Annotated in this window: 20 protein-coding genes; 9 read left to right on the forward strand and 11 right to left on the reverse strand. The window is 70.3% G+C overall.

Annotation, left to right across the window (positions count from 1 at the left end; genetic code table 11):
- Positions 1-67 precede the first annotated feature (67 nt).
- Together ACFV6V_RS19795 and ACFV6V_RS19800 are read right to left on the reverse strand one after the other, a co-directional pair.
- Positions 68-1615 carry an MFS transporter gene (locus tag ACFV6V_RS19795; protein ID WP_385566574.1) on the reverse strand — a complete coding sequence of 516 codons (1548 nt, stop codon included), beginning with the start codon at positions 1613-1615 and terminating at the stop codon, positions 68-70.
- Positions 1612-2163 carry a helix-turn-helix domain-containing protein gene (locus ACFV6V_RS19800; RefSeq protein WP_361285736.1) on the reverse strand — a complete coding sequence of 184 codons (552 nt, stop codon included), beginning with the start codon at positions 2161-2163 and terminating at the stop codon, positions 1612-1614. The genes ACFV6V_RS19795 and ACFV6V_RS19800 overlap by 4 nt, the downstream gene beginning before the upstream one ends.
- 84 nt (positions 2164-2247) lie before the next feature.
- Between ACFV6V_RS19800 and ACFV6V_RS19805 the strand changes: the two genes are divergently transcribed.
- Positions 2248-2754, forward strand: coding sequence for a hypothetical protein (locus ACFV6V_RS19805; protein WP_385566577.1), 507 nt, complete (start codon positions 2248-2250; stop codon positions 2752-2754).
- Positions 2755-2840: 86 nt separating this feature from the next.
- On the opposite strand, the gene ACFV6V_RS19810 is transcribed toward ACFV6V_RS19805, so the two are convergent.
- The 3 genes from ACFV6V_RS19810 to ACFV6V_RS19820 all read right to left on the reverse strand — a co-directional run bounded on the left by ACFV6V_RS19810 (position 2841) and on the right by ACFV6V_RS19820 (position 7948).
- Positions 2841-5060: an NADP-dependent isocitrate dehydrogenase gene (locus tag ACFV6V_RS19810; protein ID WP_385566579.1), complete on the reverse strand. Its 2220-nt coding sequence runs from the start codon at positions 5058-5060 to the stop codon at positions 2841-2843.
- A gap of 162 nt (positions 5061-5222) precedes the next feature.
- Entirely contained in the window at positions 5223-6650 is a 1428-nt protein-coding gene (argH, locus tag ACFV6V_RS19815; RefSeq protein ID WP_385566582.1) for an argininosuccinate lyase, read from the reverse strand.
- A 104-nt stretch (positions 6651-6754) separates the two neighbouring features.
- Positions 6755-7948: an argininosuccinate synthase gene (locus tag ACFV6V_RS19820; protein ID WP_385566583.1), complete on the reverse strand. Its 1194-nt coding sequence runs from the start codon at positions 7946-7948 to the stop codon at positions 6755-6757.
- A gap of 130 nt (positions 7949-8078) precedes the next feature.
- Here ACFV6V_RS19820 and ACFV6V_RS19825 point away from each other — a divergent pair, with 130 nt between their 5' ends.
- The 5 genes from ACFV6V_RS19825 (at position 8079) to ACFV6V_RS19845 (ending at position 12931) form a co-directional block, all read left to right on the forward strand.
- Positions 8079-9548, forward strand: a complete 1470-nt coding sequence (locus tag ACFV6V_RS19825; protein WP_385566586.1) for a hypothetical protein — start codon at positions 8079-8081, stop codon at positions 9546-9548.
- Between the two features lie 37 nt (positions 9549-9585).
- The gene (locus tag ACFV6V_RS19830) at positions 9586-10167 is read left to right on the forward strand and encodes a pyridoxamine 5'-phosphate oxidase family protein (protein ID WP_385566588.1); all 582 of its coding nucleotides are present in this window, start codon (positions 9586-9588) and stop codon (positions 10165-10167) included.
- 123 nt (positions 10168-10290) lie between these two features.
- Positions 10291-11667: a ferric reductase-like transmembrane domain-containing protein gene (locus ACFV6V_RS19835; RefSeq protein WP_385566591.1), complete on the forward strand. Its 1377-nt coding sequence runs from the start codon at positions 10291-10293 to the stop codon at positions 11665-11667.
- An 8-nt stretch (positions 11668-11675) separates the two neighbouring features.
- The gene (locus ACFV6V_RS19840; RefSeq protein ID WP_385566594.1) at positions 11676-12134 is read left to right on the forward strand and encodes an FMN-binding protein; all 459 of its coding nucleotides are present in this window, start codon (positions 11676-11678) and stop codon (positions 12132-12134) included.
- A gap of 41 nt (positions 12135-12175) precedes the next feature.
- Positions 12176-12931, forward strand: a complete 756-nt coding sequence (locus tag ACFV6V_RS19845) for an FAD:protein FMN transferase (RefSeq protein ID WP_385566740.1) — start codon at positions 12176-12178, stop codon at positions 12929-12931.
- A 12-nt stretch (positions 12932-12943) separates the two neighbouring features.
- On the opposite strand, the gene ACFV6V_RS19850 is transcribed toward ACFV6V_RS19845, so the two are convergent.
- Positions 12944-13711, reverse strand: a complete 768-nt coding sequence (locus ACFV6V_RS19850; protein WP_385566596.1) for an alpha/beta fold hydrolase — start codon at positions 13709-13711, stop codon at positions 12944-12946.
- 184 nt (positions 13712-13895) lie between these two features.
- Between ACFV6V_RS19850 and ACFV6V_RS19855 the strand changes: the two genes are divergently transcribed.
- From ACFV6V_RS19855 to ACFV6V_RS19865, 3 genes are read left to right on the forward strand one after another with little or no spacing between them, the layout of a single operon-like run.
- Positions 13896-18872: a caspase family protein gene (locus ACFV6V_RS19855; protein WP_385566599.1), complete on the forward strand. Its 4977-nt coding sequence runs from the start codon at positions 13896-13898 to the stop codon at positions 18870-18872.
- On the forward strand, positions 18859-19275 hold the full coding sequence (locus ACFV6V_RS19860; RefSeq protein WP_385566601.1) for a hypothetical protein: 417 nt from the start codon (positions 18859-18861) through the stop codon (positions 19273-19275). Before ACFV6V_RS19855 ends, ACFV6V_RS19860 begins: the two co-directional genes overlap by 14 nt.
- The gene (locus ACFV6V_RS19865; protein ID WP_385566604.1) at positions 19272-19880 is read left to right on the forward strand and encodes a hypothetical protein; all 609 of its coding nucleotides are present in this window, start codon (positions 19272-19274) and stop codon (positions 19878-19880) included. Before ACFV6V_RS19860 ends, ACFV6V_RS19865 begins: the two co-directional genes overlap by 4 nt.
- Before the next feature lie 12 nt (positions 19881-19892).
- Here ACFV6V_RS19865 and ACFV6V_RS19870 read toward each other — a convergent pair whose 3' ends face one another.
- The 5 genes from ACFV6V_RS19870 to argC are packed head-to-tail and all read right to left on the reverse strand — an operon-like array spanning position 19893 to position 24807.
- Complete coding sequence (locus ACFV6V_RS19870; RefSeq protein WP_385566607.1) at positions 19893-20456, reverse strand: arginine repressor; 564 nt, start codon at positions 20454-20456, stop codon at positions 19893-19895.
- 7 nt (positions 20457-20463) lie between these two features.
- Positions 20464-21681 (reverse strand): acetylornithine transaminase, encoded by a 1218-nt coding sequence (locus ACFV6V_RS19875; RefSeq protein WP_385566609.1) that lies wholly within the window; start codon positions 21679-21681, stop codon positions 20464-20466.
- A complete protein-coding gene (argB, locus tag ACFV6V_RS19880) occupies positions 21678-22607 on the reverse strand; it encodes an acetylglutamate kinase (RefSeq protein WP_385566611.1) in 930 nt (309 codons plus the stop codon). Before argB ends, ACFV6V_RS19875 begins: the two co-directional genes overlap by 4 nt.
- A gap of 20 nt (positions 22608-22627) precedes the next feature.
- Complete coding sequence (argJ, locus tag ACFV6V_RS19885) at positions 22628-23782, reverse strand: bifunctional glutamate N-acetyltransferase/amino-acid acetyltransferase ArgJ (protein ID WP_385566613.1); 1155 nt, start codon at positions 23780-23782, stop codon at positions 22628-22630.
- Positions 23779-24807 (reverse strand): N-acetyl-gamma-glutamyl-phosphate reductase, encoded by a 1029-nt coding sequence (argC, locus tag ACFV6V_RS19890; RefSeq protein WP_385566616.1) that lies wholly within the window; start codon positions 24805-24807, stop codon positions 23779-23781. Before argC ends, argJ begins: the two co-directional genes overlap by 4 nt.
- Positions 24808-24879 lie beyond the last annotated feature (72 nt).

Below are 24879 nucleotides of genomic sequence, written 5' to 3' on the forward strand. Positions count from 1 at the left end.
GCGTCGAGCAGAGCCGTGTGCCCCGTGTGTCCGTGCGTCTCGTTCCGCTCTCGTATACGACCGGGCGTCAGTGCTCGACGCCGTCGGACAGCTTCTGGCCGCGCAGCAGGAACCACGCCGCGACCGCGGTGGCCACCAGGACCGCCGCGCCCACGCCCGAGGCGAGCCTGAGCCCCTCCACGAACGCGTCCTGGGCGGCACCGACCAGCGCGGCGCCCTGCTCGTGCGGCAGCGAGGCCGCGGTCTCGACGGCGCCGCCGAGCGACTCATGAGCCGCGGACGCCGCGTCCGACGGCACTCCGGCCGGAACGGTGAAGCCGCGGTAGACGCCCGTCACGATCGAGCCGAGCAGCGCGATACCGAGTGCGGCACCGAGTTCGTACGCCGTCTCGGAGACCGCGGACGCGGCTCCGGCCTGCTCCTTGGGTACGGCCGAGAGGATGACGTCGGCCGTGACGGTGAAGGAGAATCCCGCGCCGGCACCCACCACGAGCAGGGCGGCACCGAGCACCGGGTAGCCGGTGGACTGGCCGATCACGGTCAGTACGGCGAGCGCGAGGCCCACGGCGCCGAGTCCGCCGGCGACCACGGACCGTACGGAGAACCGCCGGGCGAACCGGCCCGCGATCAGACCGGTGACCACCGCGCCGATCGCGGCGGGGAGTTCCGCGAGTCCCGCTTCGAGCGGCTGCCTGCCCTGGACGAGCTGGAGGAACTGGGACAGGAAGAAGACCAGCCCGGACAGCCCGAGGATGGTCAGCAGGTCGGCGAGAACCGCGGCGGAGAAGCCCCGGTGGCGGAACAGCCGCATGTCGAGCAGCGGCGCGGGCAGGGAGAGCTGCCTGCGGACGAAGCCGTGGAGCGCGCCCGCACCGATGAGCAGGGCGGCTCCGGCAGCCCAGGTGGGGCCCTCGCTCGCGGCTTCCTTGATGGCGTACACGACGCCGACGATGCCGATGAGGGACAGCGCGACGCTGGCCAGGTCCCAGGGCCCGGCGACCGGGTTCCTGGACTCCGGCAGGAGTTTGATGCCGACGAGGACCAGGACGGCCATCACCGGAAGGTTGATGAGGAAGACCGAGCCCCACCAGAAGTGCTCCAGCAGGAATCCGCCGACGACGGGGCCGACCGCGGCGCCCGCCGATGCCATGGCGCCCCAGATGCCGATGGCGATACTGCGCTCGCGCGGGTCGTGGAAGATGTTGCGGATCAGGGCGAGGGTGGCCGGCATCAATGTGGCACCGGCGACACCGAGCAGCGCCCGGGCGAAGATCATCATCTCGGGGGTGCCGGCGTACGCGTTGAGGACGGAAATCGCGCCGAAGGCGGTGGCCCCGGTCAGCAGAAGCTTCTTGCGGCCTATTCGGTCGCCGAGGCTGCCCATCGACACCAGCAGTCCGGCGATGACGAACGAATAGACGTCGCCGATCCACAGGAGCTGGTTGCCGGACGGCTCGAGGTCCTCGCTGAGGAACGGGGTCGCGAGACCGAGCACGGTCGCGTCGACGGCGACCAGCAGCACGGCCAGCACCAGGACCGCCAGCGCGAGCCAACGCCCCGGGCGGTATACGGTGTTGTCCGTCCCGCTCGTGCGCTGGGCGGTACCGGTGGTCATTTCTGCACACTCCGTCGTGCTCCGCCGAGCAGCAGCTCGGCGATCATGAATTGGAAGTCGTTCTTGGCGACCCGGCCGTCCATCGCGGCCCAGGCGCAGCTGCCGATGAGGCCGTAGAGCGCCTCGGTGAGCCATGCGGCCGAGAGGTCGATCCGGAAAGCGCCCTCCTCCTGGCCTCGCCGGAAGAGAGCGGATACGCGGGCGTCGAGCCTCGCCCAGCCTTCGTCCATCTCGTCCCCCTCGAACAGCTCGTTCTCGGTGACGAGGAAGGCGAGCAGGTCCGCGACCGGCTCCATCTCGGCGATCAGCCGGCGGAGCCCGTCGACCGTGTCGCCGCGGTCGATCCCGGCCCGGTCGATCGCCGCCTCGAATTCCTGGATACCCAGCGATTCGAGGGCTTTGACCAGGGCGCTGCGCCCAGCGAAATGCCGGTGCAGGGTGGCGCGCCCGATGCCCGCCGCGCGTGCGACCTCGTCCATCGTGGCGGTCGACTTGCGGGCGAGGAGGGCGGCGGCAGCGCGCAGCACCTGTTCACGATCCATGGCCATGAGACAAGCATACACCAAATGAGACGTTGATGTCTCACTCGAAATTTCAACGCCTCACAGAGGACTGAAAAGGATCATAAGGAAATGAAACCGCTGCTGCTGATCGACATCGACGGACCGCTGAATCCGTACGGGGGGAAACCCGAGCGACGGCCCGATGGCTATACGACGCACCGCATGCGCCCCAGTGGCTGGTCGGGCCCGAAGCCACTGCGGGTGTGGCTCAACCACGGGCACGGCGAGGAACTGCTGGCGCTGTCGCGGTGGTACGAACTGGTGTGGGCGACCACCTGGAAGGACGAGGCGAATGTCTGGGTGGGGCCGCATCTCGGGCTGCCCGCGCTGCCGTACATCGACTGGCCGGTGATGCACGGAGCCTCGCCGCGCGGCACGTTCTGGAAGACGCAGTACGTGCTCGACTACGCGGTGGGGCGGCCCTTCGCCTGGATCGATGACGAGATCACCGGGCTGGACCGGGAGTACGTGGACCAGCGCCACCCGTCCGGCGCCCTGCTGATGCACATCGACCACCGCATAGGGCTTGCCCGGCCGGACTTCGCCGCCCTGGCGGACTGGGCTGAGGCGCTGTAGCCCGCGGTGACACGACCGCCCCCGGCCGGGCGGAGAGCCGGGCCGGGGGCGGTTCGGGTGCTGCGGAGGTGTCCGCGGCCCCAGGGTCAGACGAGGGCGGCGAGCGCCTCGTTGAAGGTCGCCGACGGGCGCATGACGGCGGCGGCCTTGGCCGGGTCGGGCTGGTAGTAGCCGCCGATGTCGACCGGGGAGCCCTGGACCGCGATCAGCTCGTCGACGATCGCGGACTCCTGCTCGGTCAGCGTCTGGGCGAGCGGGGCGAACGCCTTGGCGAGCTCCGCGTCGTCCGTCTGCCTGGCCAGCTCCTGGGCCCAGTAGAGGGCCAGGTAGAAGTGGCTGCCGCGGTTGTCGATGCCACCGAGGCGGCGACTCGGCGACTTGTCCTCATTGAGGAAGGTCCCGGTGGCGCGGTCGAGCGTGTCGGCCAGCACCTGGGCGCGGGCGTTGCCGGTGGCCTTCGCGTACTGCTCCAGGGCGGGCACGAGCGCGAAGAACTCGCCCAGGCTGTCCCAGCGCAGGTAGTTCTCCTTGACCAGCTGCTGGACGTGCTTCGGGGCGGAGCCGCCGGCGCCGGTCTCGAAGAGGCCGCCGCCCGCCATCAGCGGGACGACCGACAGCATCTTGGCGCTGGTGCCCAGCTCCAGGATCGGGAAGAGGTCGGTGAGGTAGTCACGCAGCACGTTGCCGGTTACCGAGATGGTGTTCTCGCCACGGCGGATGCGCTCCACGGAGAGCTTGGTCGCCTCGACCGGGGAGAGGATCCTGATGTCCAGGCCCTCGGTGTCGTGCTCGGTCAGGTACTGCTTGACCTTGGCGATCAGGTTGGCGTCGTGCGCGCGGGTCTCGTCCAGCCAGAACACCGCCGGGTCGCCGGTGGCACGGGCGCGGGTGACGGCCAGCTTCACCCAGTCCTTGATCGGGGCGTCCTTGGTCTGGCAGGCGCGGAAGATGTCGCCGGCGGAGACCGTCTGCTCGATGACGGCGTCACCGGCCTCGTCGACCAGGCGGACGGTGCCGGTCACCGGGATCTCGAAGGTCTTGTCGTGGCTGCCGTACTCCTCGGCCTTCTGCGCCATCAGACCGACGTTCGGGACCGAGCCCATGGTCGACGGGTCGTAGGCGCCGTTGGCGCGGCAGTCGTCGACGGCGACCTGGTAGACACCGGCGTAGCTGCTGTCCGGGAGGACGGCGATGGTGTCGTGCTCCTGACCGTCCGGGCCCCACATGTGGCCGGAGGTGCGGATCATGGCCGGCATGGAGGCGTCCACGATCACGTCGGACGGGACATGCAGGTTGGTGATGCCGCGGTCGGAGTCGACCATGGCCAGCTCCGGGCCCTCGGCGAGCTCGGCGTCGAAGGACGCCTTGATCTCGGCGCCCTCGGGAAGCCCCTCCAGGCCCTTGAAGATTCCGCCGAGACCGTCGTTCGGGGTGAGGCCCGCGGCGGCGAGCACCTCGCCGTACTTCGCGAAGGTCTTCGGGAAGAAGGCCCGCACCACGTGGCCGAAGACGATCGGGTCGGAGACCTTCATCATCGTGGCCTTGAGGTGCACGGAGAACAGCACGCCCTCCGCCTTGGCCCGGGCGATCTGCGCGGTGAGGAACTCGCGCAGCGCGGCGACCCGCATCACGGAGGCGTCCACGACCTCGCCCGCCTGGACCGGCACGGACTCACGCAGCACCGTGGTGGAGCCGTCGTCGCCCTTCAGCTCGATACGCAGCGAGCCTGCCGCGGAGATCACCACGGACTTCTCGGTGGACCGGAAGTCGTCCACGCCCATGGTGGCGACATTGGTCTTGGACTCGGGGGTCCAGGCGCCCATGCGGTGCGGGTGGGCCTTGGCGTAGTTCTTGACCGACGCGGGGGCGCGGCGGTCCGAGTTGCCCTCGCGCAGGACCGGGTTGACGGCGCTGCCCTTGATCTTGTCGTAACGGGCGCGGACGTCGCGCTCCTCGTCCGACTTCGGGTCGTCCGGGTAGTCCGGCAGCGCGTAGCCCTGCTGCTGGAGCTCGGCGACGGCCGCCTTCAGCTGCGGGATCGATGCCGAGATGTTCGGCAGCTTGATGATGTTCGCACTGGGCGTCTTGGCCAGCTCACCGAGCTCGGCGAGGGCGTCGCCGATCCGCTGGCTCTCCTCGAGGCTCTCCGGGAACGCGGCGATGATCCGTCCGGCCAGGGAGATGTCACGGGTCTCCACAGTGACCCCGGCGGCCTCGGCGTACGCCTGGATCACCGGCAGGAACGAATACGTCGCGAGGGCCGGAGCCTCGTCAGTGTGCGTATAGATGATGGTCGAGTCAGTCACCGTGCGCTCCGCTCCACGTCTCCACGTCTGCAACATTGCTCGACATCAAGATATCTCGCGTCCGGCCGCTCTCCGACAGGGCCCTGCCCATGCGGCCGGAACGCGTCACCTCATGCCGCCGGCATGTCGACAGCCTGTCGCCGGCTTGCCCGGGCAGCCCGGCTACCGCTTGGCGGCGGCCCAGGCGTGCTGAGTGGCCAGGTCCGCCTTGACCTCGGCGAGCTGGACGGCGACGGCCGATGGTGCGGTGCCGCCCCGCCCGCTGCGGGAGGCCAGCGCGCCCGGGACGTTCAGCACGGTGCGGACCTCGGGCGTCAGATGCGGGGAGATCTTGGCGAACTGGTCGTCGGTGAGCTGGTCGAGCTCGATTCCACGCGCCTCGCACTCCTTGACACACTCGCCCGCGACCTCGTGCGCGACCCGGAACGGCACACCCTGCCTGACCAGCCACTCGGCGATGTCGGTGGCCAGCGAGAACCCCGCGGGGGCGAGCTCTTCCATCCGCTCCCGGTTGACGGTCAGCGTCGCCATCATCCCGGTGAAGGCGGGGAGCAGCACTTCCAGCTGGTCGCAGGAGTCGAAGACGGGCTCCTTGTCCTCCTGGAGGTCGCGGTTGTACGCGAGCGGGAGTGCCTTGAGAGTGGCGAGCAGCCCGGTCAGATTGCCGATGAGGCGGCCGGACTTGCCCCGTGCCAGCTCGGCGATGTCCGGGTTCTTCTTCTGCGGCATGATCGACGAGCCGGTGGAGAAGGCGTCGTGGAGGGTCACGAAGGAGAACTCCTTCGTGTTCCAGATAATGATCTCCTCGGCGATACGGGACAGGTTCACACCGATCATCGCCGTGATGAAGGCGAACTCGGCGACGAAGTCACGGGATGCCGTGCCGTCGATCGAGTTGCCGGCCGAGCCGTGCTCGAAGCCGAGGTCCCGGGCGACCGCCTCGGGGTCGAGCCCCAGCGAGGACCCGGCGAGCGCGCCGGAGCCGTACGGGGAGACCGCCGTGCGCTCGTCCCACTGCCGCAACCGCTCGGCGTCCCGGGAGAGTGCCTGGACATGGGCCAGCACATGGTGGGCGAACAGCACGGGCTGGGCGTGCTGGAGGTGGGTGCGGCCGGGCATGGCGACGTCCGGGTGTGCCTCGGCAAGCCCGACCAGCGCTTCCTGGAGGTCGGCGATCAGTCCTCCGATGATCCGGGCGTGGTCGCGCAGATACATCCGGAAGAGGGTGGCGACCTGGTCGTTGCGGGACCGGCCGGCCCGCAGCTTGCCACCCAGGTCCGGGCCGAGCCGCTCCAGCAGCCCGCGTTCCAGGGCGGTGTGGACGTCCTCGTCGGCGACGGTGCCGGTGAACTCGCCCGATGCCACGTCCGCTTCGAGCCGGTCGAGCCCGGCGAGCATGCTCTCCAGCTCGTCGGCGGTGAGCAGGCCCGCCTTGTGGAGGACGCGGGCGTGGGCACGGGAACCCGCGATGTCGTACGGCGCGAGTCGCCAGTCGAAGTGAACCGACGCGGACAGCAGGGCCAGCGCTTCGGACGGACCGTCGGCGAACCGGCCGCCCCAGAGCCGGACGTCACCGTTGTTGCTGCTCACAGCTGTTGCTCCTCAAGACGTGCCGAACCCGTGCCGGGCTTTGGATATGCCGCCGCCTCCCTGCCACTGACCGGCGGGGAGGCGGCGGCGGTACGCGTATGGAATCAGGCGAGATCGCGCTTCGCGGCGATCTTCGACGACAGGCCGAAGATGTCGATGAAGCCCTGCGCCTTGGACTGGTCGAAAGTGTCGCCCGAGTCGTAGGTGGCGAGGTTGAAGTCGTACAGCGACTGCTCGGACCTCCGGCCGGTGACAACGGCACGGCCACCGTGCAGGGTCATCCGGATGTCGCCGGTGACGTGCTGGTTGGCCTCGTTGATGAAGCCCTCCAGGGCCCGCTTGAGCGGCGAGAACCACAGGCCGTCGTAGACGAGCTCGCCCCAGCGCTGCTCGACCTGCCGCTTGTAGCGGGCGAGCTCCCGCTCGACCGTGACGTTCTCCAGCTCCTGGTGGGCGGTGATCAGCGCGATCGCGCCCGGGGCCTCGTAGACCTCGCGGGACTTGATGCCGACAAGACGGTCCTCGACCATGTCGATCCGGCCGATGCCCTGGGCGCCGGCACGCTCGTTGAGCTGCTGGATGGCCTGCAGCACGGTGACGGGCTTCCCGTCGATGGCGACCGGGACGCCCTCCTTGAAGGAGACGATCACCTCGTCGGGCTCACGCGGGGCTGCCGGGTTGGAGGTGTACTCGTAGATGTCCTCGATCGGCGCGTTCCAGATGTCCTCGAGGAAGCCGGTCTCGACGGCGCGCCCGAAGACGTTCTGGTCGATGGAGTACGGGGACTTCTTGGTGGTCGCGATCGGGAGCTGCTTCTCCTCGCAGAAGGCGATCGCCTTGTCCCGGGTCATGGCGTAGTCACGGACCGGGGCGATGCACTTCAGGTCGGGCGCGAGGGAGGCGATACCGGCCTCGAAGCGCACCTGGTCGTTGCCCTTGCCGGTGCAGCCGTGGGCCACGATCGAAGCGCCGTGCTTCTTCGCGGCGGCCACGAGGTGCTTGACGATGGTCGGCCGGGAGAGGGCGGAGACCAGCGGGTAGCGGTCCATGTAGAGGGCGTTCGCCTTGATCGCCGGGAGGCAGTACTCATCGGCGAACTCGTTCCTGGCGTCCGCGACCTCCGCCTCGACGGCACCGCAGGCGAGCGCGCGCTTGCGGATGACGTCCAGGTCCTCGCCGCCCTGGCCGACGTCCACGGCAACGGCGATGACCTCGGCGCCCGTCTCCTCGGCGATCCAGCCGATGGCGACGGAGGTGTCCAGACCGCCAGAGTAGGCGAGTACGACGCGCTCGGTCACGGGTTTCTCCTTACGGTGCATGACGTGATGGGTATAACTATGCAGACCTCTGTATGTTTTGTCAATGCAGGCAGGTCCTGCGCGGGATTGCGGAGGCGCGGGCCTCCCGCACCGGCCTATGCTCCGCGGCATGCACAACGGGGGCAGGGCAGAGACGAGGCATCCGGCCTGGGCGGCGGTGGAGCGGTTGACGGCCGGGGTCCCGGTCCGGCTGGCGCTGGATGTGGCCGACCAGCGGGTCTGGACCGGGCTTGACCGTGTGGTGCGCGAGTTCGCGATCACCCGGCCCGGAACGCTGCCGTCGGCGGCCCGCATGGACGGCCGCAGACCGCTGTGGAGGCCGCGCCCGCCCGGCGAGTCCGAGGTCGTCCTCGGACTGTGCCATCCGAAGGAGCGCATCCGGTACGCCGCGCTGAACTGGGCCGCCGGCCGGCCCGCACTGCTGCCGCTGGTGGCGGTCCGCTGCTCGGACTGGGCCGAACCGGTACGCGAGAGAGCCCGCACACTGCTGACGGATGAGCTGGAATCCGTCGAAGGCGGGGCTCTGGAGAACCTCACCGTACTCGTCGTACGCCTCGCACGGCGCTGGCACGGGGAGTTCGCGCGGGAGCTCGTCGACCGGCACCTGCGCCAGGCCCGGCACCGTGCCACGGTCGAGCGGCTGCTGCTCACCCCGGACCGTGCGACCCGCCGCACCATCCACCGGCTCGCAGTCGATGAGGGGCTGCTCTCACCCGCCCGGCTGGCGTCCATCGCCGCCCAGGACACGGATGTGCTGATCCAGGACCTCTGCGCGGAGGCGGCACTCGCCCGGATTCGGAACGGCACCCCGGACGAGGTGCCGGAAGAGATACTCCGCCCCCTGCTCACCTCGCGGCAGCCCCGGGCGCGATCCGCGGGCGTCACCGCGTTGCGCCGGGCGGGGCGGCATGCCGAGGCAGCGCCCTATCTGACCGACCGCTCCGGGATGGTGCGGGCCTGCGCCCGCTACGTACTCCGGCAGGGCGGCCAGGAGCCGCTGGCGGTGTACCGGGAGCTCTGCGCGGACCCCCGTGCCCTGGGCTCGGCGCCCTGGGCCGCACTCGGGCTGGCCGAGTGCGGCAGGCCCGAGGACACCGAGCTGCTCTGGCCCTTGCTCGCCCATCCCGCCGCCCCGGTGCGCGCCCGCGCGGTCGCCGGACTGCGCGTACTGCTCACCATCGACGCGACCCACACGGCACGGCTGCTTCCGCTGCTCGATGACCCGGCGCCCGCCGTGGCACGCGAGACGGCCACGGCGCTGCTTCCGTTCGCGGACGGGCTCCCCGAGGACCGGCTACTGCACCGGCTCGCCGCCGACCGGCCCGTGTACACCCGGCTCGCGGCGTTCCGGCTGCTTCGCGCCCACAGTCCCGCGGCCTGCCTTCGGGCGGCGGTGCGCCTGCTGAACGACACCGAACCGAGGCTCAGCGCCCTCGCGGTGCCCGCCGTCCAGCAGTGGATACCGGGCGCCGTCGAGCGTCACGACCGCGCCGAGATCGCCGAACTACTGGACCAGTGCACGAGTCTGTTCAGCGATCGGGCGATGAAGTGGCTGCGCCGGGAGGCCGGTATCCGCTAGGCCTGTCCGCGCGCTTCCCTCGCGGATACTTGAATCCATGGGACAGACGTATGAACGCATAGAAGGCCGCATTCGCACGTTCATCGAAGAGCAGCCCCTGTTCTTCACCGCCACCGCACCGCTCACGGGCGACGGTCACATCAATCTCTCCCCCAAGGGCCGCAAGGGCACCCTGGTCGTCATCGACGAGCTGACGCTGGCCTATCTGGACTTCGGCGGCAGCGGCGCCGAGACCATCGCACACCTCCGGGAGAACGGCCGCATCACGCTGATGTGGTGCGCCTTCAGCGGGGCGCCGAAGGTGCTGCGGGTGCACGGCGAGGGGGAAGCGGTCTTCCGTGACGATCCACGGTGGGCGGAGTTGATCCCGCTCTTCGGGGAGGCCGACGGCGCCGGTGCCCGCGCGGTCATCGTCGTACGCGCCCTGCGGATCGGCGATGCCTGCGGTTTCGCCGTCCCGTTCATGGACTACCGCGAGGAGCGCACCCAGCACGCGGAGCACCTCGCACGCAAGACGGACGAGGAGTTCGCGGCGTACTGCGAGCAGAAGCCGCACGTCGGCGTGAGCCTCGACGGACTGCCCGCGCTGCCGCTCCCCCTCCCGGCCCGTACCAGCTGAGACCCTCCCCGGCCGGCCGCGGCCCGGCCGGCCGGGATTCGCGGCACCCGTCCGCCGTGATTGAACTTCTCGGTGCCCTGCTCCGTATTCACGTGAGCGATACGGAGGAGCCGAGGAGCAGCCGTGGCGACGATGATTCAGAGCGGTCGGGCCGCAAGGCGCCAGACCATGCGCGCGATCCAGCCGCGCCGGAATCCGGCAGCGATGCTGCTGGGGCTGGCGTGGGCGGGAGCGCTGGCCGTGCTGTGGCTGTGGTGGGACAACACCGCGGTCGTACGGATGGACACGGCGCAGTGGCTGATCGGAGGAGGCCGGATCACCGGGCTGCTCGGCGGCTACATGATCGCGCTCGTGGTGCTCCAGATGGCCCGTGTACCTGCGCTGGAGCGGCGTGTGGGCTCCGACCGGGCCACCCGCTGGCATGCGATGAGCGGGCGGTACGCGATCAGTCTGATCGTCGCCCACGTCGTGCTGACCGTCTGGGGTTACGCGGTCCAGGCCCGTACCGGATTCGTCGAACAGTCCGTCACCGTCGTGGTCGACTTCCCCGAGATGGTCAAGGCCGCGATCGGCACGGGGCTCTTCCTCCTGATCGGCTTTGTCTCGGCCGGCATGGTGCGCCGCCGGATGAGCTACGAGGCCTGGTACTACCTGCATTTGCTCACCTATGTCGCCGTGTACCTGACGTTCTGGCACCAGCTCGCCACCGGCGCCGAGTTCGTGGCCAGTCCGACCGCACGCACCGTCTGGTACGTGATGTACGGAACCGTCGGGGCGCTGCTGCTCTGGTACCGGGTACTCGCCCCCGTCCGGCTGAACCTCTGGCACCGCATGGAGGTGGAGGCGGTCGTGGAGGAGGCGCCCGGGGTGGTGTCCGTGCTGATCACCGGGCGGCGGCTGCACAGGCTGGGCGCGGAGGCGGGCCACTTCTTCCGCTGGCGGTTCCTCACCAAGAGCCTCCGCTGGAGCGCCAATCCGTACTCGCTCTCCGCTCCGCCGCGCCCTGACCTGCTGCGTATCACCGTCAAGGCGGCCGGCAACCACAGCACCGCACTGTCCCGGCTGGAGCCCGGTACGAGGGTGTGGGCGGAGGGCCCGTACGGCGCCATGACCGCCGCTCGGCGCAGCCGCAACAAGGTGCTGCTGATCGCCGGCGGTGCCGGTATCACCCCGATGCGTGCCCTGTTCGAGACCCTGCCCGGGGGCCCGGGCGATCTGACCCTGCTCTACCGGGCCGGACGCACCGAGGATCTGGCGCTGTGGAGCGAGCTGCGGGAGATCGCCGAAGTACGGGGCGCCAGGCTGATGTACGCCGTGAACGGTCCGGACGGTGCGCGACCCGAGATCAGCACCGAACGGCTCCAGCAGGTCCTCCCGGACATCGACGAGCACGACGTCTACCTCTGCGGGCCGCCCGGGCTCGCCGAGGAGACCTACTCCGCACTGCGCGCGGCGGGCGTACCGGCCCGCCGTATCCATCACGAGTCCTTCGAGATGTGAGGCCCTCCGTGAAGAGGAAGCACCCCCTGCGCCGGATCATGATCGCCGTCGCCGGCACCACCTCCGCGGTGGTACTCCTGCTCGCCATGAAACAGCCGGGCGCACCTCTGGCGGGCGCGTCGTCGCAGGCCGGTGGGGCTCAAGCGCCTGGAGTGTCGGCACCCGCAGGCGGCGGGGTCGAGCCCGCCGGCGGTCAGTCGGTGGTCGGCGACGAGGCGCAGACCCAGTACGGCCCCGTACAGGTCAAGCTGACCATGAACGGCGGCCGGATCACCGCGGCAGAAGCCGTCAAAGCCCCCGACACCGACCCCAACAGCCGCAAGATCGCCGCCAACGCCATCCCCCAGCTCAACAAAGCCACCGTCGCCACCCAGAGCGCCCAGATCGACACCGTCTCCGGCGCCACCTACACCAGCCAGGGCTACGCCGAGTCCCTCCAGAGCGCGATCGACAAGGCCGGCCTGTGACGGCGGCGGGCCAGGGGCGGCTGCGCCATGTCGAGCATGCGATGGGCACGGTGTTCTCGTTCGATGTCCGCACCTTCGGCGCGGCTGACGAGCAGCGTGTACGGGCCGGACTGACCGCCGCGCTCGAGGGTCTGCACCATGTGGACGAGGTGTTCTCGACCTATCGGGCGCAGAGCCAGATCAGCAGGCTGGGCCGGGGTGAGATCGCGCTGGAGGACTGCGACGCGGATGTGACCGAGGTGCTGCGGCACTGCGCCGCCGAGGAGCGGCTCAGCGATGGCTACTTCACCGCGCGCTACGGCAGCGGCCTTGACCCGACCGGGCTGGTCAAGGGCTGGGCGGTGGAACGCGCCGTGCGGATGCTCGCGTCGTCCGGCGCCGCGGCGGTCTGCCTCAACGGCGGTGGTGACATCCAGCTCCACGGCGGCCCGTGGCGGGTCGGGATCTCCGATCCGCTGGGCCCCGGCGGTCTCGTCGCGGTGGTCGAGGCGCACCGCACCCTCGCCGTCGCGACGTCGGGTCCGGCCGAACGCGGCTGCCACATCGTGGACCCGGGCACCGGCAGGCCCCCCAAGGGGGCCGTCGCGTCCCTGACCGTGGTGTGCCCGGGGCTCACCCAGGCCGACGCCCGGGCCACGGCGGCGTACGCCATGGGCGAGCGGGCCCGCGACTGGCTCGAGGGGCTCCCCGACACGGAGGGCTTCGCCGTCACCGCCGACGGCGCCGTCTGGCAGACCAGCGGATTCGCCCGCCACCTGGCGGCGGTCCCGCTCCGCCCGGACGGCAAGGCCGCCTGACCGGTCCTGGAGTCAGTTCGCGAGCGCCGCCGCGGTGGCGCTCGCGAAGGCCTCCGGATTGTCCAGCATGATGTTGTGCCCGCAGTCCGGGATCGCGACGACGGACACCCCGGCTGCGGTGAGCTCGCGTGCCCCGGGCAGCGGACCGTCGGCCCCGGGCAGGAGGTGGCTGCGGGGAATCCTCAGGTCCAGCAGCAGCTCCCGCATGGTGGGAGTGGTGCCACGGACGAGATGGACGGCGCTGCGGTGCAGGGCCGCACGACCGGTCAGGCGCATCGTGGCCCACCAGTGTGCGCCCGCCCGGTCACGGAACTCCTTCCAGCCCTCCGCGAGGAACTCCCCCTCGGTATAGGAGGCGATGTCGCTGCTGCCCCCGGTGCCGCGCAGGGGGCGGAGCGGATCGAGATTGGCGTCGACCAGGACCAGCCGGGAAACCAGATGCGGGTGCCGGGCGGCCAGCACGATGGCGACCGAGCCGCCCATGCTGTGCGCGATCAGCTCCGCACCGCTGACGGACGCGCGGGTCAGGGCCACGGCGAGCGCGTCGGCATGCGATTCGAGCGTGTAGTCGAAGCCCGTCGGCCGGTCGCTGATGCCGTGCCCCAGCAGATCGATCAGCAGCGAACGGCGCCCGGCCAGCAGAGGATGGACCGCGACCTGCGTGAAGTAGGCGGGTGAGCTGGCCCCCAGCCCGTGCACGTAGACGCGGGGCGGCTCCTTCCCCGGCAGCTCGACCCAGCGCATCCGGTCGCCTTCGGGTGTCACCACGGCGTTGTGCACAGTCAGCTCCCCCTCGATTTCCCCTCATTTTCCCTCGACGTGTCCGTCGGCGAAGCGACGAGAGTAGCCATCGCCGGCATCGCTTCGCACCTGTGTTCTTCGCAGCCTCGTCTCCGCCTCTTCCCGCCCTCTTCAGGGGTTCTGACGTGCCATCATGGGCTCCTGGTGCTGGGGAGGGGTGCGGGTGGGTTCGCGCAAGGCGCTGTTGATCGGGGTCGAGTGCGCCGAAGAGGCGCTCGGCGTGTTCGAGCCGCTGGACGAACCGGTCACGGCAGATCTCCAGGCCATGCGCGTGGCGCTGGAAGGCGTCGGCTACGAGGTGGAGACACTCGCCGCCGCACATCGCAACGACATCATCTGGCGGATCTCCGAGGCGGCCCGCTCGGCTCCCGAGCACGGCACGCTGCTGCTCTACTTCACGGGACACGGCGTCCGGATCGGCGACGAGGACTACCTGGTGCCCGCGGACGCACGAGCGCCGAAGGACGACGGCGAGTGGCGGCGGGCGCACCGGGACTCGCTGCTGCCGGCGGACATCAGCGACTACCTGGAGGAGTGCCGGGCGGACACCGTGCTCTGGGTCGTCGACGCCTGCCGCTCCGCCACCGACGGGCCCGACGGGTTCGGCAGCCGGGTGCTCAGGGAGTCACCACGCAGGGGCTTCGCCGTCATCCTGGGTTGCGAGCCGGGCCAGCGCTGCGGGTACAGCACCGAGGGCAGCTTCTTCACCAAGGGCCTCGCGCACGCCCTGGGCCCGATGACGCAGCCCAGGACCGTCGAGGAGGTCTTCACGGCGGCGCAGGCAGATGCCGTGCGGCATGCGCACGCCCACGGTCTGACGCAGCGGCCGTGGATCCACTACGGGGAAACCCACCTCGTGGAGATCAGCGACGGCAGGCCGCTGCTGGAGGACTGGCAGTCGGCGGTGGTCGACGAGCGGCTGTGGCGGCTCGTGGCGGCGGACGGCACCGAGGGTGGCGACGGGGCGGACCGGATACGGAAGTGCCTGCTGGAGCTCGTCAAGTCCTGCGCCTGGCGGGTCATCCAGGCCCAGCAGCGGCTCCAGGATCCCTGGGTCGACGACCACTTCCCCCTACGGCTGCTCCGGGAGGTCGTTCCCCGGCTGCTGCCCCCGGAGCCCGGTCTGTCCGCCCTGGAGCTCGCGGCTGTCATCGCGGCGCCGTTTCTGCGCGAGGCGGCGTGGGCGCAGCGGCTGAGCGAGGCGGCCGAGCTGGGCGGGGTGTCCGGCGACGGCCACCGCTGCGGCACGGAGCACCGCCACCGCTTCGAGCAGGTGTGCGGGCTGCATCCGTATCTGGTGCAGAAGCACGCCCGCTGTGTGGCGCGCGGTCGCCACGACGAGGCGCAGTCCATCGAGCTCTGGCTGGTGCACCGCTGGATCGCCGAGCGGTTCGAGACCGACGCGGAGCCGGTGCCGGCCGACCTCGCACTCGCGTTCGCCCGGGACCTGCTCGGCGCCGCCGACGTCCACACCGACCGGGTGCACGAACTGTCCGGCGCGCTGCGGGCGATCGCCGCCGCCATGACACCGGAGCCGCCCATCGACGACTCCATGGACTCTCTCCCGCACAAGGTGGCCCTGCCGGAAGGCCGTCAGCCGCTGCGCGTCCGACCGCTGGCCGCACTGCTACGGCTGGCGGGGACCCTCGCCGTGGACGTCCGCACCCTTCCCGAGGTCGTTGCCGACCATCTCGCCGGCCCTGACCCGGTGCTCCCCTGGGACCTCGTCTCCACTGCCCGCGCGGTGGCCTGGGAGACCGACCGGGGTGCGCTGCACCTGGACGGGCTGTGCGGGCACCAGTCGGTCCACGCGGCGCTCGTGGAGATCGCCGAGCGGGCCGACCGGCTCGCCGACGCGACCCGCAGACTCGCGGACGAACTGCCGGGCCCCGAGTCGGCCCTGCTCGCCGGGACCTCCACCCGGGTCACGGCTCGCGGGCTGCGGCCACGGGTGACGGACGGCAAGAGGGCCTACGAGGTCCCGCTGCTGCGCTTCCAGCTCGCCCAGGCCGAGGTAAGGGAACTGCTCATGGGCCGGCAGCTCTACGGGGATCCCGCGCTGGCCCTGCGGGAGCTCTACCAGAACGCGATGGACGCCTGCCGCTACCGCGCGATGCGGTGGAGGTATCTGCGCGGTCGCGGGAAGCAGCCCGCCGACTGGACCGGCCGGATCACCATCGTGGCGGGTGAGGACGCCAGGGGCAGATTCATCGAGTGCCGGGACAACGGCGTCGGCATGGGCATGGAGGAGCTGAAGAGCACCTTCGCGCGAGCCGGAAGCCGCTTCGAGCGCTCCCTGTCGTTCCGCCAGGAGCAGGCGAGCTGGCTGCGACACGACCGGAGCCTGCGTCTCTACCCCAACAGCCGGTTCGGCATCGGTGTGCTGAGCTACTTCATGCTCGCGGACGAGATGACGATCGTGACCCGGCAGGTCTCGCCGAACGGGATCCCGGCGCCGCACGCGCTCCAGGTGGACGTCCCGAGCAGCGGAGGGCTCTTCCGGCTGCGGCAGGACGCCGATGCCCTGCCCGACGGTCTGGGCTCGGGCGGCACGCTGGTGCGGCTCTATCTGCGCGATGACGTACCCGAAACCCTCTCGTGCGTACGGACGCTGCGTGATGTGGTCGCGGTCAGCGAGTTCGACCTGGAGGTACGTGACGCGACGGGCCGTCCCGAGCGCTGGGAGCCCGGCAACCTGCACAAAGCCCCCTCCGGGCAGTGGGCAAACGCTCAGGAAGGCGTTCCCGGCGTGCTGTGGTGGGTGCACGGAAAGGGGGCCGTTCTCTGCGACGGCATCGTCACGGACCAGGCTCCCTGGGGCTATGTCCTCAACCTCACCGGTGAGCACCGCGGCACGCTGAACGTGAACCGCAGGGAGTTGCTGGCCTATGACACCGAATGGATGGCGGAGAACTGGGCCCGGGGCGCGCAAGAGCTTCCCGAGTGGCCTGAACTGACTCTTGAATGGCTCTGGCTGCTGGAGAGCGAGAGCCTCCCCGCGGCGCGGACCGTGTGGGACCAGTGGAGCGGTAAGGGAATCCGCGTGAGATCGGAGGACGACGGTTCCGTCCATGATCTTGATGAGCTCGGCTGGTGCGCCCATGACAGGTCTGTGATCACACACGTGAGGAGCCCTATGGCACCCCACGGAGACCTCGAACGCTACGGGCCGTGGAGATCGGCGGCGCTCGGCGGGCAAGGCGGTCGCCTATCGGCCACTGCCCCTCGAAGTCTGGTGGGCCATCCCGTGCCGCAGCCGGGTGATGCGGGGATATCGCGGGCCGCCGACAGGTACTGGGCATCCGTGATAGCCCACGCCGCGGAGCACGGCTTCCCCGTCGCCCATGTCATCGGACGGCAACGCCGGTTGCGTGTGGTGCACCCCAAGGAGGGTCCACCGCCGACGGTCGGCGGCGACCTCGACTGGATACCGGACGACATCGACCTCGCGATCGCCCATGCCTTCACCATGCCCGACGAGAGCGTCGCCCGCCTTTTCGGCGTCGTCCCCTCCGACCTCCACACCCGTGAAAGGCTCTTCAGCGGCATGGATGACCGCGGGAGACTGGTCATCACATCGGCGCAACTCGGTATGACCCTCGGCGAGCTGGCCCTGCGGCTTGCCCGCTACAGGCACCTGGGCGCCATCCCGGTGCCCCACGTCCCGGAGCACCATGCGGACACCGTGTGTACGGCCGACGACCTCAATCAGCTCTTCCGTATCCAGGGGCGGGGCTACAGCCAGCGGATCCGGCGGGTGGAGCTGCCGTCCGAAGTCGCGCGGGCCATCCATCGCAGCAGTGCAGAGCCCGCTCACGTACTCGAGTGCCTCGCCCGCTTCTCGTGGCTGGGCTGGGAGGCACCTCCCGCCGCCGAGGTGGCCAAATGGACGGCGCTGGACGACGGTGTGGTCGGCCTCCTGCGGACCTTCAGCCGCCGACGGCAGGACGGTCAATCGGAGCTGAGCTGGGGCGCAGTCGTGGACTATGCCTGCGACCACGCGCTGCCCCTGGGCGAGACCGAGGACCTGCTCGCCGAGGTCACATCCCATGTGGGTATCGACTTCCGTCGTCGGCTCACCGACGCGGAGGCGCAGCTGGTCGAACTCGTTCCCGGCGAGGGCACCGGTGCCCTCGTGTGGGAGGCGCAGAGGGAAGGCCACCGGCTCGAAGACGGCCTGGATCTGGAAGCACTCGCCCTCGCGAAGCTGGCGGCCGAAGTGGACGAGACAGAGTTCCTGTTCGCCGTCGAGGAACTGCGCAGCATCGGCGTCACGGTCCCCGACCAGTCGGCTGTCATCGTGGAGTGGGACGAGCTCCCGCTCCACGCCCGGTATGTGCTGTCCGGCAAGGAACCGAATGTCGAGGAAGGAAACCATCCGGCCCCTGAGCCGACCGCGGCCGTACTCTTCGCCGCCGCCTGTGGCATCAGCGAGTCCCTGGGGAGGACCTGGGTCATCGCCAGGCAGGCCGCCGACCGATACGGGTTGGTGCTGCCCGAACTGCCGGTGTCACTGGCGGGATTCATTCCCAAGGGTCACGAGATCGAGACCCTCATCAAGTACGGCGAACACGACTTCGCGTACGGCGCTCCGTACTGGGCACCCCTGCGCGCACACGGCCTGATCGCGTATGCCAGCGCCCTGGGAAAGGGCGTTGCCTTCGCCTACGAGCGGCTGGCCGCCCTGCGCCCGATCGGTGCGCTCGTACCTGTCCTGGACGCCGGATCGCTGGAGCGGCTTCGTGGTCTTGCACCAGACGTCCGAGACGCCCTGGCGCTGTCCGACTCACATCGCGTCACTCATCGCGAGGCACCTCGGACACCACTCGATCTGGTCAGCATCGCGGCCAGACTCGGTGAGACGGTCAACGAGGTACGTGAACGTCTGGTCCCGTACCTGCCCTTCGAACCGTCGCAGCACCTCCCCGATGGTGTGGACGCCGTTCCGCTGTGGCAGGACCTGGCGCTCCTCACCGAGCACCTGGATGGACATCTGCCCTCCCTGCGCGGCACGGTGAGCCGACGCCACATCGCCTTCGCCGCATCCCAGTTGGGCGAGCCCGAGGCCTGGGTGAGGAGTCGGCTGTCCCTGTATGCCACCATGTTCGAACTGGAGCTGGACGACGGTGACTCAGAATGAACACCCGCACGGCGATCTCGAGCCACACGACTTCGCCGCGGTCTATGCCGAGCGGGACCTCGGCGAGGTGAACCTGCCGTTCGTGCAGCGGGCCTCCCCCGACGGCCGCGGATACCTGGTGCAGGGCTGCTGCCCCCGCTGCCATGGAGAGACCACGACCGAATACCGCCGCGGCATACCGGGTGCCGGGACCAAGGGTCCGCTGTCGCGGCTCAACGGTCGCCAGGCCACGCAGTCGTCAGCGGTGGCCGCCGGGGCCGATCTGGTCGGCGGCGAGGTGCACTTCTGCGAGTGCGGCCACGCGCACCCGTCGATGCCCGCTCACGCCGTCTTCGTCGGCTGCGGTGCGAGCTGGCGGATCCGCACCGGGGCAGGGAACACCGACGGCGGCAGTGCCTCATGACGCCCCCGCCGTCGGCGCGCCGCTGGGCCGAACTCGCCCGTGACCTGGAGTTCCATCAGCTGCCTGAGTTGCGCAGACAGGCTGAGGGGTGGCGGACGGCGCTCAGCGGTCTCACCGCTCTGCTGGCCGTGCTCGTGGTCCTCAAGGGACAGGACAATCTGGCGCAGTTGAGCACTCCGGCCCGGTACGCCGCCACCGCGCTGGTGACGACCGCCTTCGCCCTCCTGGTGACCGGCACCCTTCTCGCCGTACGCGCCTCCCACGGCCGGCCCGGCAGTGAGATCGTGCTCGGCGGTCAGGCGCTGCGGAGGTGGACCGAGGACGAGACCGTCCGCGTCACCCGCTCCATCCGCCGGGCCGCGGTGTCCTGTGTCGCCGGCCTGGTCCTGGCGGCCTCGGCGGTGGGGGTGACGTGGACGGCGGCCGGGGCACCGCCCGACCATCTGGTCCGGGTGCGTACGGCGACGGCCGAGATCTGCGGAGAGCTGGTCAGCGCGGACCGGGAGGGCATGGTGGTGCGCAGCGGCCAGGGCGGCGGCGACCGGAAGCTGCGTACCGTGGCGCGTAGGGCGCTGGTCACGCTCACTCCGGTCACCTCCTGCTGACGACCCCCGGTTCTAGCGCGCCTTCTGTGCCAACCGCAGCAGATGGTCGGCGAGCGCCTGCCCACCGGCCGGATCGCGTGAGATGAGCAGCAGAGTGTCATCGCCCGCGATCGTGCCCAGGATGGCGTGAAGTTCGGCCTGGTCGATGGCGGATGCGAGGAACTGGGCCGCGCCCGGTGGGGTACGCAGCACCACCAGGTTCGCCGAGGCCTCCGCCGAGATCAGCAGTTCCCCGGAGAGGCGGCGCATCCGCTCCTCCTTGGCGGACTCGCCCAGCGGTGCCTGCGGGGTCCGGAATCCACCCTCGCTGGGCACCGCGTAGATGAGCTCGCCGCCGGTGTTGCGGATCTTCACCGCACCGAGTTCGTCCAGGTCCCGGGAGAGGGTGGCCTGGGTGACGCTGAGTCCGTCGTCCGCGAGGAGCTTCGCCAACTGGCTCTGCGAGCGCACCGGCTGCCGGTTGAGGATGTCCACGATCCGGCGATGGCGGGCCGTGCGGGTCTGCGGCACGGAGGGCCCTGCCCCGGACTCCGCCTGGGGGGAACCCCAGTTCTCGGTGTGCTGCGGCTCGGTCATCGTCGTCTCATTCTCCGGATCGTCCATCCCCGTGCCGTGCTGCGTCGAGGATGCCGGGGAAGACCCGGAGGAAGGCGTCGACCTCCGCGTCGCCGATGATCAGCGGCGGCATGATCCTGACGACATCGGGGGCGGGCGCGTTGACCAGCAGACCGGCATCCTGAGCCGCCTGCTGCACGTAGGACGCGAGCGGCTCGTTGAGCACGATACCCAGCAGCAGGCCCGCACCGCGGACGTGGGAGACCGCAGGGTGGCCCAGCGACTCGATTCCGTCCCTGAGACGCTCACCGGTCCGCTTCACCTCGTCGAGCCTGCCGTCGAGGGTGGTCAGCACGGCGAGTCCGGCAGCGCAGGCGACCGGGTTGCCACCAAAGGTCGTGCCGTGCTGTCCCGGCTTGAACAGGTCGGCGGCCTCACCGAAGGCGACGACCGCGCCGAGCGGCAGTCCGCCGCCGAGGCCCTTGGCGAGGGTGACGATGTCCGGCTCGATGCCGTGCGCCTGGTGGGCGAACCAGTGGCCGGTGCGCCCGATGCCGGTCTGGACCTCGTCGATGACGAGCAGGGTGCCGGTGGCACGGGTGATCTCACGGGCAGCCTTCAGGTAGTCCGCGGGCGGGACGACCACACCGTTCTCGCCCTGGACCGGCTCGATGATCACCAGGGCGGTGTCGGTGGTGACCGCGGCACGCAGCGCCTCGGCGTCCCCGTACGGCACGTGTGTCACGTCGCCGGGCAGCGGGAGGAACGGCTGCTGCTTGCCCGGCTGGCCGGTGAGCGCCAGGGCGCCCATGGTGCGGCCGTGGAAGCCGCCCGCGGTGGCGACCATCTGGGTGCGCCCGGTGAGCCTGCCCAGTTTGAACGCACCCTCGTTGGCCTCGGCTCCCGAGTTGCAGAAGAGGACGCGTCCGGGGCGGCCGAAGAGCTGGAGCAGCCGTTCGGCGAGGGCGATGGGCGGTTCGGCGGCGTACAGGTTGGAGACATGGCCGAGGGAGGCGATCTGGTGCGAGACGGCCTCGACGATCGCGGGGTGGGCGTGCCCGAGTGCGTTCACGGCGATACCGCCGACGAAGTCGAGGTACTCGGTGCCTTCTGCGTCCCAGACCTTCGCGCCCCGGCCGCGTACCAGGGAGAGCTGCGGGGTGCCGTAGTTGTCCATCATCGCGCCCCGCCAGCGCTGCGAAAGCCCCTGCTCCGCCTGCTGGGCCCGGGCCTTGGCGTCGGTCATGCGGCTGCCCCTTCGATTGCGTCGGGTACGTCGGGTTCGGTTCCGTCGGGCACGACCATCGTGCCGATGCCTTCGTCCGTGAAGATCTCCAGCAGGATCGAGTGCTGCACCCGGCCGTCGATCACCCGGGCGGTGTTGACCCCGTTCCGCACGGCGTGCAGGCAGCCCTGCATCTTGGGCACCATGCCGCTGGAGAGCTCCGGCAGCAGCTTCTCCAGCTCGCTCGCGGTGATCCGGCTGATCACCTCGTCACTGTCGGGCCAGTCCTCGTAGAGGCCCTCGACATCGGTGAGGACCATCAGGGTCTCGGCGCCGAGCGCGGCGGCGAGGGCCGCCGCCGCGGTGTCGGCGTTGACGTTGTAGACATGGCCGTCGTCGGCTGAGCGGGCGATGGACGAGATCACCGGGATCCGGCCGTCCTCCAGCAGCGCCGTGATCGCCCCCGTGTCGATCGTGGTGATCTCGCCGACCCGGCCGATGTCGACGAGTTCACCGTCGATGGTGGGGCGGTGCTTGGTGGCGGTGATGGTGCGGGCGTCCTCGCCGGTGAGGCCGACGGCGAACGGACCGTGCTGATTGAGCAACCCGACCAGCTCGCGCTGGACCTGACCGGCGAGCACCATCCGTACGACGTCCATCGCCTCCGGGGTGGTCACCCGCAGCCCGGCCTTGAACTCGCTGATCAGCCCGTGCCTGTCGAGCTGGGCGCTGATCTGGGGCCCTCCGCCGTGCACCACGACGGGTTTGAGGCCGGCGTGCCGCAAAAAGACCACGTCCTGGGCGAAGGCCGCCTTGAGCTCGTCGTCCACCATGGCGTTTCCGCCGAACTTGATGACGACCGTCTTGCCGTGGTGCCGGGTGAGCCACGGCAGCGCCTCGATCAACGTCTGCGCCTTGGGAAGTGCGGTGTGCTTGCGAGTGCTCATCGATCCCTTGTCCCTGGTTCTCAGGATGAGTAGGCGCTGTTCTCGTGAACGTAGTCGGCGGTGAGGTCATTGGCCCAGATGACGGCCGACTCGCTGCCCGCCGCCAGGTCCGCGGTGATCCGCACCTCGCGGTAGCGCATGTCGACCAGTTCGCGGTCCTCGCCGACGGAGCCGTTCCTGCACACCCAGACGCCGTTGATGGCCACGTTCAGCCGGTCGGGTTCGAACGCGGCACTGGTGGTGCCGATCGCGGACAGCACACGGCCCCAGTTGGGGTCCTCGCCGTGGATGGCGCACTTGAGGAGGTTGTTGCGGGCGATCGAGCGGCCCACCTCGACGGCGTCGTCCTCGCTCGCGGCGTTGACGACCTCGATACGGATGTCCTTGGACGCGCCCTCGGCGTCGCCGATGAGCTGGCGGGCGAGGTCGTCGCAGACGGTCCGTACCGCGGTGGCGAAGTCGTGGTAGCCGGGGGTGGTGCCCGAGGCGCCGGAGGCCAGCAGCAGCACGGTGTCGTTCGTGGACATGCAGCCGTCGGAGTCGACCCGGTCGAAGGTGACGCGGGTGGCGTCGCGCAGGGCGCGGTCCAGGACCCCGCTGTCGAGGTCGGCGTCGGTGGTGAGGACGACGAGCATGGTGGCGAGGCCTGGAGCGAGCATGCCGGCGCCCTTGGCCATGCCGCCGACGGTCCAGCCGTCGCCCTCGTACACCGCGGTCTTGTGCACGGTGTCCGTGGTCTTGATGGCGATCGCCGCCTTCTCGCCACCGCGGGTGCTGAGCTCGGCCGCGGCCTTCTCGATACCGGGGAGCAGCTTGTCCATCGGCAGCAGGATGCCGATGAGCCCGGTGGAGGCGACGGCGATCTCGCCCGCGCTGTGGCCTTCGAGCACCTCGGCGGCCTTCTCGGCGGTGGCGTGGGTGTCCTGGAAGCCCTTGGGTCCGGTGCAGGCGTTGGCGCCGCCCGAGTTGAGGACGACGGCGGAGACCTCGCCGCCCTTGAGTACCTGCTCGGACCACAGGACCGGCGCGGCCTTGACCCGGTTGGAGGTGAAGACTCCGGCGGCGGCGTGGCGCGGTCCGGTGTTGACCACGAGGGCGAGGTCGGGGTTGCCGTTCTCCTTGATTCCGGCGGCGATGCCCGCGGCGGTGAATCCCTTTGCTGCCGTCACCGTCATGGTGCGACTCCGATCGTGGAAAGGCCTGTGGTCTGGTCGAGTCCGAGGGCGGTGTTCATGCTCTGGACGGCGCCGCCCGCCGTGCCCTTGGTGAGGTTGTCGATGGCGCTGATCGCGATGATGCGTCCGGCGGCGGCGTCATGGGCGACCTGGATCTGAACGGCGTTGGAACCGTAGACGGACGCCGTTGCGGGCCACTGCCCCTCGGGGAGCAGATGGACGAACGGTTCGTCCGCGAACGCCTTCTCGTAGGCGGCGCGCACCGCGTCGGCCGTGGTCCCCGGCTTGGCCTTGGCGCTGCATGTGGCGAGGATGCCGCGGGGCATGGGCGCGAGGGTCGGGGTGAAGGACACGGTGACCGGCTCGCCCGCGACCGCGCTGAGGTTCTGGATCATCTCGGGTGTGTGGCGGTGCCCGCCACCGACTCCGTACGGGCTCATGGAGCCCATCACCTCGGAGCCGAGCAGATGCGGCTTGAGCGCCTTTCCAGCGCCCGAGGTGCCGCTCGCCGCGGTGATCACCGCCTCGGGCTCGGCGAGACCGCCCGCGTACGCCGGGAAGAGGGCGAGCGAGACGGCCGTCGGGTAGCAGCCGGGAACCGCGATGCGCTTGGACCCCGCCAGCGCGGCCCGGGCACCCGGCAGCTCGGGGAGGCCGTAGGGCCAGGTCCCCGCATGGGCCGAGCCGTAGAACCGCTCCCAGTCAGCGGGGTCCCTGAGCCGGAAGTCGGCGCCCATGTCGATGACCAGCACCTCGTCGCCGAGCTGTGCGGCCACGGCGGCGGACTGGCCATGCGGCAGCGCCAGAAAGACGACGTCGTGTCCGGCGAGCACCTCGGCCGTGGTGGGTTCGAGCACCCGGTCGGCCAGCGGCAGCAGATGCGGCTGGACGGTCCCGAGCTTCTGCCCGGCGTTGGAGTGGCCCGTGAGCGCGCCGATCTCGACGGCGGGATGGGTGAGCAGCAGCCGGAGCAGCTCTCCGCCCGCATATCCGCTCGCTCCCGCGACTGCTGTACGTACCACCATCGGATCCTCCGCGCTCGATGGCATGACTATACGTAACTTCGCAGACCTATGCAACGTGTTCTCGCGCAGCGG

This window comes from Streptomyces sp. NPDC059828 (genome assembly GCF_042731955.1).
In the GTDB taxonomy this organism is placed as follows: Bacteria; Actinomycetota; Actinomycetes; order Streptomycetales; family Streptomycetaceae; genus Streptomyces.